The organism is Streptomyces hydrogenans (genome assembly GCF_014656075.1).
Classification (GTDB): Bacteria; Actinomycetota; Actinomycetes; order Streptomycetales; family Streptomycetaceae; genus Streptomyces; species Streptomyces hydrogenans.
On record NZ_BNBS01000050.1, the window covers coordinates 23458 to 40111 of the forward strand.

Sequence of the window (16654 nt, forward strand, 5' to 3'; positions counted from 1 at the left end):
TTTTTTGTGAGGTGCGTCACGGTTTCAGGCCCACTTAAGGAAGATCATTCGGACTTGCCCGAATCAGCGCCATATCGGGTGAGTTGACGGCACATCACGGCGTGACGGATGGTTCAGACCACTCCCCACGGGACCCCCACACCTTCCCTCCCCGCACTCCCTGACCTGGAGTTCCGCATGCGCACGTCCGCTGCCGTGGCCACCGTCCTCGCGGTGACCGGAGCCGCCCTCGCCTGGGCCCCCGCCGCTTCCGCCGCCCCCGCCGAATGCACCCCGAACCCGCTCGGCACCGCCGGGCTCTACGCGGAGTTCGTCGAGGGCGACTCGGTCCGGCACTCGGACTCCGAGGGCGCGGTGGCGGTCGGCGGCGACGCCGCGTTCGGCGACCCGAAGGCGCCCTCCGGCTTCTCCGTCGGGTACCAGCTCACCCCGGGCGACCTCGGGAAGCTCCCCGGCGGCCACAGCCTCGTCGTCGGCGGCACCCTGACCGCCAACCAGGTCGTCATCACCAAGGGCACCGGCATAGCCGGCAAGGTCGTCAACGCCTCCGGGGGCAAGAACTTCGGCGTCGACGGCCCGATCGCCGAGGGCGCCTCCCCGGTCGACTTCGGCAAGGAGTTCACCGGCCTGCGCGCCCGCTCCGCCGGCTGGGCGGCCGAGAAGCCCAACGGCACGGTCGCCGTCTCCGGCGACGGCCTCTTCCTCACCGGCACGGACAGCACGCTCAACGTCTTCGCCGTGGACGCCGCCGAGCTCCAGAAGGCCCGCTCGATCACCCTGGACGTCCCGGTCGGCGCCTCGACGCTGGTGAACGTCCTCGGCGCCACGTACGACATGAACGCCAACGCCACCTACGGCGTCTACTACAAGAACCTCGCCGGCGGCGCGGCCGTCATCGACGACTACAACGTCCCGGACCCGGCCTACCGGACCATCCGCTCCAAGCTGCTGTGGAACTTCCCGCAGGCCACCACGGTGAAGAAGAACTACACCTCCTGGCCCGGCACCATCCTGGCGCCCGACGCCACCGTCCACATGGGCGGCGCCGGGGTCGGCCCCGGCCACGTCAACGGCGCCGTGATCGCCAAGGAACTCGTCACCGTCCCCGGCGCCGAGACCCACCAGATGACCTTCGCCGGCTGCCTCCCCGGGAAGACCACCCCCGGCCCCGTCGTCACCCCGGAGACGCCGAAGCCGACCGACACCCCGGTCCCCACCGCGCCGGCCACCACCGCCCCGGCCCCCAGCCCCACCACCTCCGCGCCGGGCGCCCCGGAGACCACCGCGCCCGCCACCCCGGCCCCCTCCGCGACGACCTCCGGCGCCCCCGCCGAGAGCCCCGCCCCCACCGGCACCCCGGAGGAGACCACCGCCGCGCCCGCCCCCTCGCCGACCACCCCGGAGGGTGATCTCGCGACGACGGGTTCGGCCATCGGGCCCGGTGTCATCGGGGCGGCCGTCGGTGCCCTGCTCCTCGGCGGAGGCTTCCTGGCCTTCGCGAAGCGGCGCCGCCGGGCCTGAAACCCGGGTGTCGTGTCTCGGCCATCTCCGGTGCGAAGTAGCGACGAGGTGCTGACGTCACATCAAGGATGTGGCTAACATCACGCCAACGCACCGGCAGTGCAGCCGGGCCGTTGAGGAGGTGCGCGTGCGTTCTGCCCGGGAAACGCGTGGTGGGAAGCTGACCGTCTGCGGCATCCGCACCTCCTGGAACACCATCGGCGACGGCGAGTTCTTCTGCGAGGAGTGCGGCGGCGACCGCAGCTACCGGCGGCGCACCGGCCGCCGCCGGTTCGCCGTCCTCGGCGTCCCGCTCGTGCCCCGGGGCTGCACCGGCCCGGTCGTGGAGTGCGCCGCCTGCCACACCCGCTTCGGCACCGAGGTGCTGGAGCGGCCCACCACCGGCCGCTTCTCCGCGATGCTGCGGGACGCCGTCCACACCGTCGCCCTCGCCGTCCTGGCGGCCGGCGGCACCGGCTCCCGCGAGGTCCTGGACCGGGCCGTGCACGCCGTCCGGTCGGCCGGGTACGCCGACTGCACGGCCGTCCAGCTCGTCGACCTGGTCGAGGCGCTGGAGGCCGACACCGGCCGCTTCATGCCGGAGATCAACCCCGAGGGCGCCCTCCTCGCCATCGAGATCCACGAGGCCGTCGCCCCGCTCACCCCGCACCTGGAGCCCGCCGGGCGCGAGGCCCTGCTGCTCCAGGCCGCGCGGATCGCGCTGGCCGACGGCGGCTACAGCCCGGCCGAGCAGGAGGTCCTGGGCACCGTCGGGACGGCGCTCGGCCTCCCGCCCGAGGACGTGCTGCGGCTGCTGGACTCCGCCCGGACCGTCTCCTGAGCCGCGCGCTCACGGCACGATGTTCTGGTTGAGCCGGAAGGCGTTGTCGGGGTCGTAGCGGCGCTTCACCTCGCGCAGCCGGTCGTAGTTCTGCCGGTAGTTCACCCGGACCCGGTCCTGGTCGTCGGTGTCCATGAAGTTCACGTAGCCGCCCGCCTCGGTGTGCGGGCGCAGCGCCCGGTCGTAGGCGCGGGTCCACGCGACGTTCGCCGCGGTGTCGGCCGGGTCCGTCCAGGTCGCGCCGAAGGAGTGCGAGACGTCCGCGTCCCGGTAGGCGAAGGCGGTCTCCTCCGGGCCCGTGCGGTGGCAGGCGCCGTCGATCGGGAAGAGCGCGGTGTCCGACTCCATGGTCGGCATGGTCGCCCCGTACGCGGCGTGCGCCGCGGCGGCCCCGGCGCTCAGGCCGGCGCTGAAGTTCCCCTTCCAGTAGTGGTACAGCCCGGCGGGCAGCTGTTCGTCGAAGAGCGTGTTGATCACCGGGTACGGCATCCGCTCCATGAACCGGCCGACGACCGGGCCCAGTCCGTCCAGGAGCGCCAGGACCCGGTCGTCCCGGTCGCGCGGGCCGCTGAAGCAGGTGAAGGCGGCGCAGATCGGGCGTCCGTGCCAGCGCTCCGGCAGGAACGGTTCCTCCGGGCCGAGGGCCAGCACCAGGATGATGTTCAGCTCCTCCGGGGCGGCGGTGGCCGCCTCGTGCCAGGCCCCGATCACCGCCTCGTCCAGCGGATAGCAGGTCAGGCCGCCGAACACGTCGGTCAGCGGGTGCAGCCGGTAGGCGAACTCGGTCACCACCCCGAAGTTCCCGCCGCCGCCGCGCAGCGCCCAGAACAGGTCCGGCCGCCGCCCGGCGTCGCAGGAGACCAGCGCGCCGTCGGCGGTGACGACCTCCGCGCCGGTCAGGTTGTCGCAGCTCAGGCCGTAGTGGCGGGCCAGGTGGCCCATCCCGCCGCCGAGGGTCAGTCCGGCGATCCCGGTCGTGGAGATCACCCCGCCGGTGGTCGCGAGCCCGAAGGCGTGCGCCGCGTCGTTGAGGTCGCCCCAGGTGGCGCCGCCGCCGGCCCGGGCCGTCCGGGTCTCCGGGTCGATCCGCACCTCCCGCATCGGGGAGAGGTCCACCACCAGGCCGTCGTCGACCGTGCCGAAGCCGGCGACCGAGTGGGCGCCGCCGCGCACCGCGAGCGGGAGGCCGTGCTCCCGGGCGTGGCGGACCGCCGCGCTCACGTCGCCGGCGTCCGCGGCGCGGACGACGACGGCGGGCCGCCGGTCGTGCAGGGCGTTGTAGACCCGCCGGGCCTCCTCGTAGGAGGGGTCGCCGGGGGTGACGACGGTGCCGCGCACGGCACCGCGAAGCGTGTTCAGGGTCTCCGTCGTCGTGGTCATGCCTCCGGTCTACGCGGCCGGCCGGTGCCGCCGCATCGCCCGTACCGCCCATCACGGCGGCGGCCCGCGCGTGGGCCGTTCAGACCAGACCGTGCGCGTAGGCGTAGGCGGTCGCGGCGGAGCGGGTGGAGACGCCGAGCTTGGCGAAGATGTTGTTGAGGTGCCGGGCGACCGTGTGCTCGCTGATGACGAGGGCCCCGGCGACGCCCTTGTTCGTCGCGCCCCCGGCGACCAGCCGCAGCACCTCCGCCTCCCGGGCGGTCAGCCCGCCCGGCAGCCGGCGGCGGGCGGCCGCCGACAGGAGCGCGGCGGCCCGGCGGGCGTCGGGCCCGGCCCCGAGCCCCTCGAAGCCGTCCCGGGGGAAGGCGAGGCCGAGCCGCCGGACCTGCTCGTACCCGGCGGCCCGGTCGGCCGCCGCGAGCAGCATCCGGGTCTGCGCCGCCTCGTACGGCACCCGCAGCCGCAGCCGCAGGTCGAGCGCCCGGCGCAGCACGGGAGCCGCCGCTCCGGGGTCCTCGGCCAGGGCCACCGCGCCGGCCGCCGTGCCGGCGAGGGCGCGCAGCAGCGGCACGTCACCGGCGAGGGCGTCGAGCTTCGACGCCGCGTCCGCCGCGCCCCGCACGGCTCCGACGGCGAGGGACACCTCGGTCGAGGCGGCCAGCAGCCGGGCCCGGGCCAGCGGGCCGTGCCGGGCGTCCTGGCAGGCCAGGGCGAGCCGGAGGCCGGCCGCCGCCGCGTCGCCGAGGCCCTGCGCGAGCCGCAGCAGGGCGAGCCCCGGCTGGGGGAGCCGGCCCAGCTCGTGGGCGTGGGCGTAGGAGCGGGCGGCCTCGTCGAGGCGGCCCTGGCGGCGCTGGACGTCCCCGGCGGCGCAGTACGCGGCGGCCGCCGCCTCCAGGCAGTCCACGGGTACCTCGCGGCAGGCCCGCCGGGCCTCCTCCTCGGCGGCCGTCCACTCGCCGAGCAGGTCCAGGACCTCGACCCGGTGGGCCCGGCACACCCCGCGGAAGGGGTTGTCGCCGGTGCCGAAGGCGGCGCACCACTCCATCGCCGTACGGGTCCACTCCACGGCCCGGCCGAAGTCGGCGGCCTCCATGCACTGGGTGAGGGCCAGGCAGTACAGCCAGCCGGTGAAGACGCCGCTCAGCTCGCCCGCCTCCGCCGCGCACATCGCCTCGTCGAGGAGCGCGAGCCCCTCCGCCCGGCGGCCCTGGGCGAGCAGGGCGGCGGAGGCGGCCTGGCGGCTGAGGGCCAGGAGGTCGGGGCTGCCGGAGCGCTCGGCGAGGCGGGTCATCCGGCCGGTGGCGGCCAGGGCGGCGGGGCCGTCGCCGCGGGCGGTGGCCTCCTCGGCGTCGGCCCAGGCGAGGAAGGACTGCTCGGGGCAGGGCGGCAGCCCGTCCAGGTGGTGGCGGGCGCGGTGCAGCCAGCCGGCGGCGACGGCGGGCCGGCCCAGGCCCGCGTACTCGTAGTGGAGCCACCAGGCGGCCAGCCCGGCGCCCCGGTGGTCGCCGGCCGCGACGTGGGCGGCGTGCGCCCGCAGCCGGGCCGCGACGGACTCGTCGAGGTGCCCGGACCACCAGGCGGCGTCGGAGAGCGCGCCGAGGTCGTCGGGGGTCAGTGCCTCGTCCGGGTGCCGGTCGCGGGCGTGCAGCAGCGCGTACGCTTCTCCCCACGCCTCGCGGGCCACCGCGTCCCGGGCCCGGCCGGCGCGGTCGATCACGGGTGCGGACACGTGCCTCACCCCTTCCGGTCCTTCCAGCGTAGGACCGGACGCGGGGAGGGGGCACCCGGTGGACGCCCCCTCCCTTCGTGCGCGTGACGCGGTCGCGCGTCAGTCGATGGCGCCGCTCGCGCGGAGCATGTCCTCGCGCTCGACGATCTTCACGCGCTCGCGGCCCTGCGGCTCGCCCAGCGCCTTCTCGGCGGCGTCCAGCGCGTACCAGCCGTCCCACGTGGTGTAGGTGAGGTCCTTGCCCTCCAGGAAGGCGGTGACGGCCTCGGGCTCGGGGCTGGCCGGGGTGAGGAGCCGGCCGGCGGCGAAGTCCTCCAGGAGGTTCGCGACGGTCTCGTTGGCGTCGCCCTTGGTGTGGCCGATGAGACCGACCGGGCCGCGGCGGATCCAGCCGGTGACGTAGGTGGAGGCCATGTGCTCCTCGCCCTCCATCACGCGGCCGCCCTGGTCCGGGACGGTGCCGCTGACGGTGTCCCAGGGCAGCTTGGGCAGCTCGTCGGAGAGGTAGCCGACGGCGCGGTAGACGGACCGGACGTCCCAGTCGGTGGTGACGCCGGTGCCCTTCACGTTGCCGGTGCCGTCGAGCTCGGTGCGCTCGGTGCGCAGGCCGACGACCTCGCCGTTCTCGCCGAGGATCTCGACGGGGGACTCGAAGAAGTGCAGGAAGAGCTTGTGCGGGCGGTCGCCGATGTCGCGGATCGCCCAGTTCTCCAGGGTCTTGGCGACCATGTCGGTCTGCTTGTTCTTGCGCCGCTCGGCGATCGAGCCCTCGTCGTAGTCGATGTCCTCGGGGTTGACGATGACCTCGATGTTCGGCGAGTGGTCCAGCTCGCGCAGCTCCATGGGGCTGAACTTCGCCTGCGCCGGGCCGCGGCGGCCGAAGACGTGGATCTCGACGGCCTTGTTGGCGGCCAGGCCCTCGTGGACGTTGGCCGGGATCTCGGTCGGCAGCAGCTCCTCGGCGGTCTTGGCGAGGATGCGGGCGACGTCGAGGGCGACGTTGCCGACGCCGAGGACGGCGACCTTCTCGGCGGACAGGTCCCAGGTGCGCGGGACGTCGGGGTGGCCGTCGTACCAGGAGGCGAAGTCGGCGGCGCCGAAGGAGCCGTCCAGCTCGACGCCGGGGATCCGCAGCTCGCGGTCGAACATGGCGCCGGTGGAGAAGACCACCGCGTCGTAGAAGGAGCGCAGGTCGTCGAGGTGGACGTCGGTGCCGTAGTTCACGTTGCCGAAGAGGCGGACCTGCGGCTTGTCGAGGACCTGGTGGAGGGCGTTGACGATGCCCTTGATCCGCGGGTGGTCGGGGGCGACGCCGTAGCGGATGAGGCCGAAGGGGGCCGGCATCCGCTCGAAGATGTCGATGGACACGCCCGGCTCGGCGGCGGTGTCGGACTTCAGCAGCGCGTCGGCGGCGTAGATGCCGGCGGGGCCGGCGCCGACGATCGCGACCCGGAGGGGGCGGGGCATGACTGGGTTCCCTTCGCAAAGCGGGGTGCGGCGGACCGCCGACACTTAGGCCACCCTAATTAACATCCGGAGCCGAGTGGTACCCGACCCTGGTCTATGCCCCCATAAGGCGAACTTATGACTTCCCAAAGAGATGCTAGTGGGCCCGGGTCAGGAGTCCAGGAAGAGGCCCACCGCCAGAGCGGCGGAGAGGAACGTCAGGGCGACGCCGCAGACCAGCAGGACCGCGCCGGCCAGGTTGTTCGTCAGGTAGGTGAACGGGGGAGACGGCACGAGCACGTCCGCCGGGTCGTCCGGGGGGAAGGCCACCGTGATCGCGGGCCCGGCCTCGCCGTGGACGAAGCCGCGGTAGGCGCCGGTCCCGTCCGGGTAGACGTACGCGCCGCGGGTCGTCGCCCGGGTCGCGGTCGCCGTGACGCCGTGGGCGAGCAGCCACCGCTCCCGCCGCGAGCGCGCCACGCCGTACACCCCGAACCAGAGGGCCAGCCAGCTCATGCCGCCGAACGGGATCGTCATGACGACCACGTCCCACTCGCCCAGCGCGCCGGCGACCGCGCAGACGGCGACGAGCGCGAGCAGGTAGCCGAGCACGCCCCACAGGAGCCGGCGGAGGAAGGTCTTCCGCCAGGTCGGACGGAGCGAGCGGATCACGGCGAACGGCGCCCCGTCGACGTCCTCGTCGTCCGTCCGGTTCGCCAGCAGCGCGTTGATCCCCTCGGCGAAGCGGACGGCCGCCTCCGCGTCCACGTCGTCGATCCGGTGGACGACCGGAGTCGCCCCGGTCCGCGCCCGCAGCTGGAGGAGGACCGCCCGCCCCTCGGCGCGCACCCGGGAGAGCCCGTCGGCGGTGAAGGTGATCTGCTCGTGCGGGAGGTCGAGGACCAGTCCGCCGTCGTCGGCGGAGAGGACGGCGCCGTCCCGGCCCCGGAGGGCGGGGAGGGCGGCGAGGGCAGGGTTCGGCATGAGCATGATCGTAAGGTCGTGCGTCCCCCGGTGACAGGGGCGCTACCCGCCCCGGACCGCGACCGTGACCAGGGCGACGACGGCGGTGAGGCAGCCGGCCGCCATGGCGGCGCCCACGAGGGTCGCGACGACGCCCATGACGCGGCCGTAGGGGGTGTCCGGGCGGATCACCCGGGTCGGGTCGCGCGGGTCGTGGGCGAGCTCGATCTCGTCCGGGCCGGAACTCGTCGCGTAGTCGTGCTCCACGCCGTCCACGTCCGTGTAGCGGTACACCTTCCGGTGGTTCGTGTGGTGCGTGAACCGGCCGACGACCGTGATCCCGTGCCGCGGCAGGTACCACTGGCGGTACGCCTCCCGGCCGGCCGAGCGCGCGAGGAGGCCGCCGACGCCGGCGAAGAGGACCGCGAGCCAGAAGACGAGCGCGTACTCGCCCCGGGGGGCGCGGAGCGCGATGAGGACGTCGAGGGCGACCAGCGGGACGCCGACGGCCGCCGCGACCGTCCACCGGCGGGCGCGCGCGGGCTCCGGGGCGGCCCGGAGGGGGCTGGTCGTGACGAGGGCGGCGCCGTCGGGGGCCGGGGCGGCCGGGAGCGCGGCGGTCACGGCGTCCGCGAAGGCGAGCGCGCCCGCCTCGCTGACGTCGGTGACCCGGTAGATCGTCGGCTCGTTCGTGCCCGAGGCGGTGAGGACGATCGCGACGGACCGCCCCTCGGCGTGGACGAAGGAGATCGCCGCCAGCGGTATGTGGTGCTCCTTGTCCGTGCGGTGCAGGGTGACCGGCCCGCCCGCGAAGCGGAGAACCGATTCGCCACCGCGCAGGACCAGAGAGGGGGTGGCCGTCATCGTCCGCGTTCCTCCGCCGCCGTCGGTGCGTCCCGGGGCGCCTCCGGGCGACAGGGCGACGCTCCCGCGCCGATCGTAGGGGCACCGGCCCGCCCGGCACCATGCCCGGCCCCGTGCCCGCGGCCGTTCCGTGCGCCCCCCGACGCGCCCCCGCGTGCGCCGGGGCGAAAACAGGAGGCGATTCGGTCCGCCCGGAGAATGACCCCCTCGACCGTCCGGGACGGCCGTTCGAGAATCCCCCGGATTTACGGTGCTCCGCCGATTCCGCGACCGACCCGACGGCCGCGAATCGAATTATCCGCTCGAACATCCCGACCCGGGTGGCGTGCGGAAACGGACCGAACTCCCTTGGTGCGTCCGACGATTCTACGGATCACCGGTCGCCCGGGAGTGGGGAAGCGGGAAATGGATTCAGAAAGGCATACGTTGGTGAAGGAAGACACCAGAAGAGAACGACCACGGGGGAAGTCGGAGCGGCACGGCGCGCGGAGCCGGAATTGCGCGGTCCCGGGCGCGGAGGGAATCCCCTCCGCACCGGACCGGCGTCCGGACCCGCCGCTCCGCCGTCCCCTCGGCCGCTCGTTCGCAAGGGACACCGCACGGTGCCCCGGCCCCGGCACACCCGGGCCGGGACCACCGGGGAGGAGGGCCGCTCATGGCACTGCAGATCGGGGCGTACGTCGTGGAGATCCGCACCGGGCGGGTCGCGAGGGTGATGGGCCACGAGGGCCCCTACGTCCAGGTCCGCCCGCTCGGCGGCGGACGCGAGTGGGACGTGGCGCCCGAAGAGGTCCGCGAAGCCACCTCCGCGGAGCGCCTGAGCGCCGCCACCGCCCACGCCAACGCCCGCAGCCGGGGCGAGGTCCCCTGACCCCCCCCGCGGCCGCCCGGGCCGGACGTCCGGGACGGAGCCGCGGCCGGGCGGCCGGGAGGGGAGCCGCGTGCGGGAGAATGGGGGGCATGAGTCTGTTTCGTGATGACGGGATCGTGCTGCGCACCCAGAAGCTGGGTGAGGCGGACCGCATCATCACGATCCTCACCCGGGGGCACGGCCGGGTCCGGGCCGTGGCGCGCGGGGTGCGGCGGACCAAGTCGAAGTTCGGCGCGCGCCTCGAACCCTTCTCGCACGTGGACGTGCAGTTCTTCGCCCGGGGGAGCGAGCTGATCGGACGCGGGCTGCCGCTCTGCACCCAGAGCGAGACGATCGCCGCGTACGGCGGCGGCATCGTCACCGACTACGCCCGCTACACCGCCGGCACCGCGATGCTGGAGACGGCGGAGCGCTTCACCGACCACGAGGGCGAACCGGCCGTCCAGCAGTACCTCCTGCTCGTCGGCGGCCTGCGGACCCTGGCCCGGGGCGAGCACGCCCCGCACCTCATCCTCGACGCCTTCCTGCTCCGCTCCCTCGCAGTGAACGGCTACGCCCCCAGCTTCGAGGACTGCGCGAAGTGCGGACTCGACGGACCGAACCGCTTCTTCTCGGTCGCGGCGGGCGGCGTCATATGCGGCGACTGCCGGGTGCCCGGAAGCGTCGTACCCTCAGCGGAGGCCATCGGCCTGCTCAGCGCGCTGCTCACCGGCGACTGGGCGACGGCGGACGCGTGCGAGCCGCGTCACGTCAGGGAGGGCAGCGGACTCGTGTCCGCCTATCTGCACTGGCACCTGGAGCGCGGCCTGCGCTCCCTGCGTTATGTAGAGAAAAGCTAGGTAGGAGAGACCACGTCATGGCCATCGCACGACTGCTCGGTCGCCAGCGCCGGGAGTACGCAACCCCCGAGCCGCACCCGTCCGGCGCCCGCCCGCCGAAGCTCCAGACCGAGCTGATCCCGGAGCACGTCGCGATCGTCATGGACGGCAACGGCCGCTGGGCCAAGGAGCGCGGACTGCCCCGCACCGAGGGCCACAAGGTCGGCGCCGAGCAGGTCCTCGACGTCCTCCAGGGCGCGATCGAGATGGGCGTCGGCGCGATCTCCCTCTACGCCTTCTCCACCGAGAACTGGAAGCGCTCCCCCGAGGAGGTGCGCTTCCTGATGAACTTCAACCGCGACTTCATCCGCAAGTCCCGCGACCAGCTCGACTCGCTCGGCGTCCGGGTGCGCTGGGTCGGCCGGATGCCCAAGCTGTGGAAGTCCGTCGCCAAGGAGCTCCAGATCGCGCAGGAGCAGACCAAGGACAACACGAAGCTCACGCTCTACTTCTGCATGAACTACGGCGGCCGCGCCGAGCTCACGGACGCCGCGCAGGCGCTCGCCGAGGACGTCAGGGCGGGCCGGCTCGACCCCGCGAAGATCACCGAGAAGACGATCCAGAAGTACCTCTACTACCCGGACATGCCGGACGTGGACCTCTTCCTGCGCCCCAGCGGCGAGCAGCGCACCTCCAACTACCTGATCTGGCAGAGCGCGTACGCCGAGATGGTCTTCCAGGACGTGCTGTGGCCCGACTTCGACCGCCGCGACCTGTGGCGCGCCTGCGTCGAGTACGCCCAGCGCGACCGCCGCTTCGGCGGCGTCGACCCGGCCGACCTGGCCGTCCTCGACAAGGCCTGAGGCCACGGGAGGGCCCACCGGGGGGTGACGCTACGATCCGGCGCGTGAACGGGACAACGGACGACTCCACGCTCCACGACCGGATCGAGCTCACCTACCTCCCCGCCCTCGCCGACGTGCGCGAGGCGGTACGCGTCACCCTGGACGCCGCCCGCTGGTGGCGGGCGCTGCGCCTGCTCGCGTACGGCGCCGCGGTCCTCGCCTTCCTGATCGCCGCCCTGGAACTGCTGCTCCCGGGCGAGCCGGACCCGGGCACCGTGGCCGAGATGGCGGGGCTCGGCACGGCCGCCGTCCTCGTGGTCCGCCTGATGGGCTGGGCCGTCGCGCGGGCGTTCTTCCTCGCCGTCCGCGCGCAGGGCGAGGCCCGGGCCGTCGTCGACGCCGAGGGCGGCCGGTGGGCCGCCCGGGACACCGAGCAGGTCATCCGCTGGGCGATGCTGCCCCGGTACGTGGAGACCGACCGGCTCTTCGTCCTGCTCACGCCCCGGAAGACCGGATCCGGCTTCGCCTACCTGCCCAAGCACGGCCTCGCCGACCCGGCCGACGCCGACCGGCTGCGCGCCCTGCTCGACCGGCACAGCAGCCGGCTCTGACGGCATGCGCGAGGGCCCGCGCCGGACGGTCGTCCGGCGCGGGCCCTCACGTATGTCAGGTCTCAGCTCACTTCGCCGCGCACTCCGCGCAGGTGCCGAAGATCTCGACCGTGTGCGCCACGTTCACGAAACCGTGCTCGGACGCGACCGCCTCGGCCCACTGCTCGACCATCGGGCCCTCGACCTCGACCGCCTTGCCGCAGGCGCGGCAGACCAGGTGGTGGTGGTGGTCGTCCGAGGAGCAGCGGCGGTAGACGGTCTCGCCGTCGCTGGTGCGCAGCGCGTCCACCTCGCCCGCGTCCGCCAGTGACTGGAGGGTGCGGTAGACGGTGGTCAGGCCGACGGAGTCACCGCGGTGCTTGAGCATGTCGTGCAGTTCCTGCGCGCTGCGGAACTCGTCCACCTCGCTCAGTGCCGCCGACACGGCGGCGCGCTGCCGGGTCGACCGGCCGCGTACGGGGGGTCCTGCCGTCGCCACGGGGGCCTCCTTGATGTTTCCGTTGCCCCCGCCATTCTGCCAGTCCCCCCTGTGCCGGGTCAGACCCTGACGTCGTCCGCCGGCTTCCGGCCCGCCGGGACCGTGCTGTCGCAGCCGTCCACGGCCGCCGCCTCGGCCGCCTTCGCGCGCCGCCGGGCCAGCGGCGCGGCGAGCAGCGCGAGGAGGACGAAGACGCCGATGGCGTAGAGGACGATCGTGGCGCCGGGCGGGACGTCCTGGTAGTAGGAGGTGACCGTGCCGGCCAGGGTGACGGTGATGCCCGTCGCCACGGCGAGGACGAAGGTCGCCCGGAAGGACTTCGTCAGCTGCTGCGCGGCGGCGACCGGCACCACCATCAGCGCGCTGACCAGCAGCAGGCCGACGACCCGCATGGCGACGGTGACGGTGACGGCGGCGGTGACCGCGATCAGCAGGTTGAGCAGGCGGACGGGCAGGCCGGTGACCCGGGCGAACTCCTCGTCCTGGCTGACGGCGAAGAGCTGCCGGCGCAGGCCGACGGTCACCAGGATCACGAAGGCCGCCAGGACGGCGATCGCGGTGATGTCCTCGGACGAGACGGTGGAGAGCGAGCCGAAGAGGTACGAGCTGAGGTTGGCGTTGGACCCGGTCGGCGAGAGGTTGATCAGCAGCACGCCGCCGGCCATGCCGCCGTAGAAGAGCAGGGCCAGCGCGAGGTCGCCGCGGGTCTTCCCGTACGCCCTGATCAGCTCCATCGCCACGGAACCGGCGATGGCGACCAGGGTCGCCATCCAGACCGGGCTGGAGTTGAGCAGGAAGCCGAGCCCCACGCCCGTCATCGCCACGTGGCCGATGCCGTCGCCCATCAGGGCCTGGCGGCGCTGGACGAGGTAGATGCCGACGGCGGGGGCGGTGATGCCGACGAGGACGGCCGCGAGGAGCGCCCGCTGCATGAAGGCAGGTTCGAGGAAGTCCATGGTCAGCTCAGCAGTCCGGTGCGGAGCGGCTCGCCGGCCGCGTGGGGGTGGACGTGGTCGTGGCCGGGCAGCGCGTGCTGGCCGAGGGCCTCGGGCGGCGGGCCGTCGTGGACGACGCAGCCGTCGCGCAGGACGACCGCGCGGTCGATGAGGGGCTCCAGCGGGCCGAGTTCGTGGAGGACGAGGAGGACGGAGGTGCCGCCGGCGACCTGTTCGCGCAGGGTCGCGGCGAGGATCTCCTGGCTCGCGAGGTCCACGCCGGCCATCGGCTCGTCCATGATCAGGAGTTCGGGCTCGGAGGCGAGCGCGCGGGCGATCAGGACCCGCTGGTGCTGGCCGCCGGAGAGCGCGGAGACGGAGTCCTTGGCGCGGTCGGCGAGGCCGACGAGTGCGATGGCCCGCTCGACGGCGGCCCGGTCGGCCCGGGTCGTCCAGCCGAACCTCCGGCGGGCGAGCCGGCCGGAGGAGACGACCTCGCGGATGGTGGCGGGCACGCCGGCGGCGGCGGTGGTGCGCTGCGGGACGTAGCCGACGCGCGCCCAGTCGCGGAACCGCTTCCGGGGGGTGCCGAACAGCTCGATGGTGCCGCCGGTCAGCGGCACCTGGCCGATGACCGCGCGGACGGCGGTGGACTTGCCGGAGCCGTTGGCGCCGAGCAGGGCGACGACCTCGCCGCGGCCGACGGTGAGGTCGACGCCGCGCAGGACGGGACGGGCGCCGAGGGCGGCGGTGGCTCCGCGGACGGAGATGACGGGGTCGTCGTTCACTGCTTGTCTCCTACTTGGCGCCGAGCGCGCTCTTCAGGGCGGCGAGGTTGGACCGCATGACCTCGATGTAGTCATCGCCCCGGGACTGGTCGGTGATTCCCTCCAGCGGGTCGAGCACGTCGGTCTTGAGGCCGGTGTCCTGCGCGAGGGTCTTCGCGGTCTTGTCGCTCGCGAGGGTCTCGAAGAAGACGGTGGAGACCTTGTCCGCCTTCGCGATGTCCTGGAGTTCCTTGATGCGGGCGGGGCTCGGCTCGGACTCGGGGTCGACGCCGGAGATGCCCTCCTGGTCCAGGTGGTAGCGCTCGGCGAGGTAGCCGAAGGCGGAGTGGGTGGTGATGAAGGTGCGGGTCGTGGCGTCCTTGAGGCCGGTCTCGAACTCGGTGTTCAGCAGGCCGAGCTTCTTCACCAGGGCGGCGGTGTTCGCCTTGTAGTCGGCGGCGTGGTCCGGGTCGGCCTTCTCGAAGGCGGCGCCGACGCCCTGGGCGACCTCGGCGTACTTCACGGGGTCGAGCCAGATGTGCGGGTCGGTGCCGGCCTCGGAGCCGTGGTCGTGGCCCTCGTGGGACTCCTCCCCGGCGTGCTCCTCGCCCTCGTGGTCGTGGCCTTCGCCGGCGGTGGTGCCGTGGGCTTCGAGGGTGGTGAGGGTCGCGGCGTCGACGGTGTTCTTCACGCCGGCCTGGGCGATGGCCTCGTCGACGGCGGGCTGGATGCCCTTGAGGTAGAGGAGGACGTCGGCCTCGCCGAGCTCGCCGATCTGCCGCGGCTTGAGCTCCAGGTCGTGGGGTTCGACGCCGGGCTTGGTGAGCGTGGTGACGGCGACGTGGCCGCCGCCTATCTGCTCGGCCAGGTACTGCATGGGGTAGAAGGACGCGACGACGTCCAGCTTGCCGTCGCTCCCCTTGTCCGCCGCGTCGGAGGTCCCGCCGCAGGCGGAGAGGGTCAGGAGACCGAGGGTGACGGCTCCGGCGACGGCGGTGGTGGGTATCAGACGGCGTACGTTCATGACACTCATTTTCAACAAAACTGGAAACGGTTGTCAATTGCCGGAGCTGTGGTCCGGGCCACGCGCGGCGGGCGGCGGCCGCCCGCCGAACCGATTTGATACGGGCCCCATGGGCGCCGGTAACCTGTGGCATTCGCACTTCGTCGTCGTAATGAAGAGAGCACCGTGGCCGCCGACAAGATCGACACCATCGTCAGCCTGAGCAAGCGCCGTGGCTTCGTTTTCCCCTGCAGTGAGATCTACGGCGGTCAGCGCGCCGCCTGGGACTACGGGCACCTGGGCGTCGAGCTCAAGGAGAACATCAAGCGCCAGTGGTGGCGTTACATGGTCACCGCGCGCGAGGACGTCGTCGGCATCGACTCGTCGGTCATCCTGGCGACCGAGGTCTGGGAGGCCTCCGGTCACGTCGCGACCTTCACGGACCCGCTGACCGAGTGCACCTCCTGCCACAAGCGCTTCCGCGCCGACCACCTGGAGGAGGCGTACGAGGAGAAGCACGGCCGCCTCCCCGAGAACGGCCTCGCCGACCTCAACTGCCCCAACTGCGGCAACAAGGGCACCTTCACCGAGCCGAAGAACTTCTCCGGCCTGCTCGCCACCCACCTCGGCCCGACCCAGGACTCCGGCTCCGTCGCGTACCTGCGCCCGGAGACCGCCCAGGGCATCTTCACCAACTTCTCCCAGGTGCAGACGACGGCGCGCAAGAAGCCCCCGTTCGGCATCGCGCAGATGGGCAAGTCCTTCCGGAACGAGATCACTCCGGGCAACTTCATCTTCCGGACCCGCGAGTTCGAGCAGATGGAGATGGAGTTCTTCGTCAAGCCGGGCGAGGACGAGGAGTGGCAGGAGTACTGGATGCAGCAGCGCTGGAACTGGTACACCAACCTCGGCCTGCGCGAGGAGAACATGCGCTGGTTCGAGCACCCGCAGGAGAAGCTCTCCCACTACTCGAAGCGCACCGCCGACATCGAGTACCGCTTCTCCTTCGGCGGCAGCGAGTGGGGCGAGCTGGAGGGCGTCGCCAACCGCACCGACTACGACCTGACCGCCCACTCCAAGGCCTCGGGCGCCAACCTGACGTACCTGGACCAGGAGTCCGGCGAGCGCTACACGCCGTTCGTCATCGAGCCCGCCGCCGGTGTCGGCCGCGCCATGCTCGCCTTCCTCCTCGACGCGTACACCGAGGACGAGGCGCCCAACGCCAAGGGCGTCATGGAGAAGCGCGTCGTGCTGCGCCTCGACCACCGCCTGGCTCCGGTCAAGGCCGCGGTCCTGCCGCTCTCCCGCAACCCGCAGCTCTCCCCGAAGGCCAAGGGCCTCGCGGCGGACCTGCGGCAGAACTGGAACATCGACTTCGACGACGCCGGCGCCATCGGCCGCCGCTACCGCCGTCAGGACGAGATCGGCACCCCGTTCTGCATCACCGTCGACTTCGACACCCTCGACGACAACGCGGTGACCGTGCGCGAGCGCGACACGATGAAGCAGGAGCGCGTCTCCCTCGACCAGATCCAGGGCTACCTGGCCACCCGCCTGATCGGCTGCTGAACCGTCTGAGCGCGTACGCGTGAGCCCCCGGGTC

At 73.1% G+C, this 16654-nt stretch carries 16 protein-coding genes; 7 read left to right on the forward strand and 9 right to left on the reverse strand.

Translation table 11 applies throughout. From position 1 onward, the window contains the following. The first annotated feature begins 177 nt into the window (after window positions 1-177). Both IE321_RS21505 and IE321_RS21510 read left to right on the forward strand, forming a co-directional pair. Window positions 178-1521, forward strand: a complete 1344-nt coding sequence (locus IE321_RS21505; RefSeq protein ID WP_190224179.1) for a choice-of-anchor A family protein — start codon at window positions 178-180, stop codon at window positions 1519-1521. A 127-nt stretch (window positions 1522-1648) separates the two neighbouring features. Beyond that, window positions 1649-2341: a TerB family tellurite resistance protein gene (locus IE321_RS21510; protein ID WP_079021865.1), complete on the forward strand. Its 693-nt coding sequence runs from the start codon at window positions 1649-1651 to the stop codon at window positions 2339-2341. Between the two features lie 9 nt (window positions 2342-2350). Here the strand turns inward: IE321_RS21510 and IE321_RS21515 are convergent, their stop codons facing one another. From IE321_RS21515 to IE321_RS21535, 5 genes are all read right to left on the reverse strand, one after another. Then, a complete protein-coding gene (locus IE321_RS21515; protein ID WP_190224180.1) occupies window positions 2351-3721 on the reverse strand; it encodes an FAD-binding oxidoreductase in 1371 nt (456 codons plus the stop codon). A gap of 79 nt (window positions 3722-3800) precedes the next feature. Continuing rightward, the gene (locus tag IE321_RS21520; RefSeq protein ID WP_229916495.1) at window positions 3801-5450 is read right to left on the reverse strand and encodes a helix-turn-helix domain-containing protein; all 1650 of its coding nucleotides are present in this window, start codon (window positions 5448-5450) and stop codon (window positions 3801-3803) included. Between the two features lie 99 nt (window positions 5451-5549). Beyond that, on the reverse strand, window positions 5550-6917 hold the full coding sequence (locus tag IE321_RS21525; RefSeq protein WP_043221452.1) for an FAD-dependent oxidoreductase: 1368 nt from the start codon (window positions 6915-6917) through the stop codon (window positions 5550-5552). A gap of 150 nt (window positions 6918-7067) precedes the next feature. Continuing rightward, window positions 7068-7880 (reverse strand): hypothetical protein, encoded by an 813-nt coding sequence (locus IE321_RS21530; protein WP_190224181.1) that lies wholly within the window; start codon window positions 7878-7880, stop codon window positions 7068-7070. 42 nt (window positions 7881-7922) lie between these two features. Beyond that, a complete protein-coding gene (locus IE321_RS21535) occupies window positions 7923-8723 on the reverse strand; it encodes a DUF3592 domain-containing protein (RefSeq protein ID WP_190224182.1) in 801 nt (266 codons plus the stop codon). 655 nt (window positions 8724-9378) lie between these two features. Between IE321_RS21535 and IE321_RS21540 the strand changes: the two genes are divergently transcribed. From IE321_RS21540 to IE321_RS21555, 4 genes are all read left to right on the forward strand, one after another. Continuing rightward, window positions 9379-9594, forward strand: coding sequence for a hypothetical protein (locus tag IE321_RS21540; protein ID WP_043221446.1), 216 nt, complete (start codon window positions 9379-9381; stop codon window positions 9592-9594). 89 nt (window positions 9595-9683) lie between these two features. Next, window positions 9684-10433, forward strand: a complete 750-nt coding sequence (recO, locus tag IE321_RS21545) for a DNA repair protein RecO (RefSeq protein WP_043221445.1) — start codon at window positions 9684-9686, stop codon at window positions 10431-10433. Between the two features lie 17 nt (window positions 10434-10450). After that, the gene (locus IE321_RS21550) at window positions 10451-11275 is read left to right on the forward strand and encodes an isoprenyl transferase (protein ID WP_043221442.1); all 825 of its coding nucleotides are present in this window, start codon (window positions 10451-10453) and stop codon (window positions 11273-11275) included. Window positions 11276-11319: 44 nt separating this feature from the next. Beyond that, the gene (locus IE321_RS21555; RefSeq protein ID WP_190224183.1) at window positions 11320-11868 is read left to right on the forward strand and encodes a YcxB family protein; all 549 of its coding nucleotides are present in this window, start codon (window positions 11320-11322) and stop codon (window positions 11866-11868) included. A gap of 67 nt (window positions 11869-11935) precedes the next feature. On the opposite strand, the gene IE321_RS21560 is transcribed toward IE321_RS21555, so the two are convergent. From IE321_RS21560 to IE321_RS21575, 4 genes are read right to left on the reverse strand one after another with little or no spacing between them, the layout of a single operon-like run. Further along, window positions 11936-12346: a Fur family transcriptional regulator gene (locus IE321_RS21560; RefSeq protein WP_043221439.1), complete on the reverse strand. Its 411-nt coding sequence runs from the start codon at window positions 12344-12346 to the stop codon at window positions 11936-11938. Between the two features lie 59 nt (window positions 12347-12405). Beyond that, window positions 12406-13302 (reverse strand): metal ABC transporter permease, encoded by an 897-nt coding sequence (locus IE321_RS21565; RefSeq protein WP_190224184.1) that lies wholly within the window; start codon window positions 13300-13302, stop codon window positions 12406-12408. A gap of 2 nt (window positions 13303-13304) precedes the next feature. Beyond that, a complete protein-coding gene (locus IE321_RS21570; protein ID WP_043221436.1) occupies window positions 13305-14069 on the reverse strand; it encodes a metal ABC transporter ATP-binding protein in 765 nt (254 codons plus the stop codon). 10 nt (window positions 14070-14079) lie between these two features. Then, the gene (locus tag IE321_RS21575; protein ID WP_190224185.1) at window positions 14080-15072 is read right to left on the reverse strand and encodes a metal ABC transporter substrate-binding protein; all 993 of its coding nucleotides are present in this window, start codon (window positions 15070-15072) and stop codon (window positions 14080-14082) included. Window positions 15073-15237: 165 nt separating this feature from the next. Between IE321_RS21575 and IE321_RS21580 the strand changes: the two genes are divergently transcribed. Further along, window positions 15238-16620 carry a glycine--tRNA ligase gene (locus IE321_RS21580; protein ID WP_190224186.1) on the forward strand — a complete coding sequence of 461 codons (1383 nt, stop codon included), beginning with the start codon at window positions 15238-15240 and terminating at the stop codon, window positions 16618-16620. The last annotated feature ends 34 nt before the right edge of the window (window positions 16621-16654 follow it).

Bases quoted from the DNA above. Each gene is read 5' to 3' on its own strand.
- IE321_RS21565 (WP_190224184.1), bottom strand. From the start codon at position 13,302: ATGGACTTCCTCGAACCTGCCTTCATGCAGCGGGCGCTCCTCGCGGCC.
- recO (WP_043221445.1), top strand. From the start codon at position 9,684: ATGAGTCTGTTTCGTGATGACGGGATCGTGCTGCGCACCCAGAAGCTG.
- IE321_RS21550 (WP_043221442.1), top strand. From the start codon at position 10,451: ATGGCCATCGCACGACTGCTCGGTCGCCAGCGCCGGGAGTACGCAACC.
- IE321_RS21575 (WP_190224185.1), bottom strand. From the start codon at position 15,072: ATGAACGTACGCCGTCTGATACCCACCACCGCCGTCGCCGGAGCCGTC.
- IE321_RS21525 (WP_043221452.1), bottom strand. From the start codon at position 6,917: ATGCCCCGCCCCCTCCGGGTCGCGATCGTCGGCGCCGGCCCCGCCGGC.
- IE321_RS21515 (WP_190224180.1), bottom strand. From the start codon at position 3,721: ATGACCACGACGACGGAGACCCTGAACACGCTTCGCGGTGCCGTGCGC.
- IE321_RS21505 (WP_190224179.1), top strand. From the start codon at position 178: ATGCGCACGTCCGCTGCCGTGGCCACCGTCCTCGCGGTGACCGGAGCC.
- IE321_RS21540 (WP_043221446.1), top strand. From the start codon at position 9,379: ATGGCACTGCAGATCGGGGCGTACGTCGTGGAGATCCGCACCGGGCGG.
- IE321_RS21535 (WP_190224182.1), bottom strand. From the start codon at position 8,723: ATGACGGCCACCCCCTCTCTGGTCCTGCGCGGTGGCGAATCGGTTCTC.
- IE321_RS21530 (WP_190224181.1), bottom strand. From the start codon at position 7,880: ATGCCGAACCCTGCCCTCGCCGCCCTCCCCGCCCTCCGGGGCCGGGAC.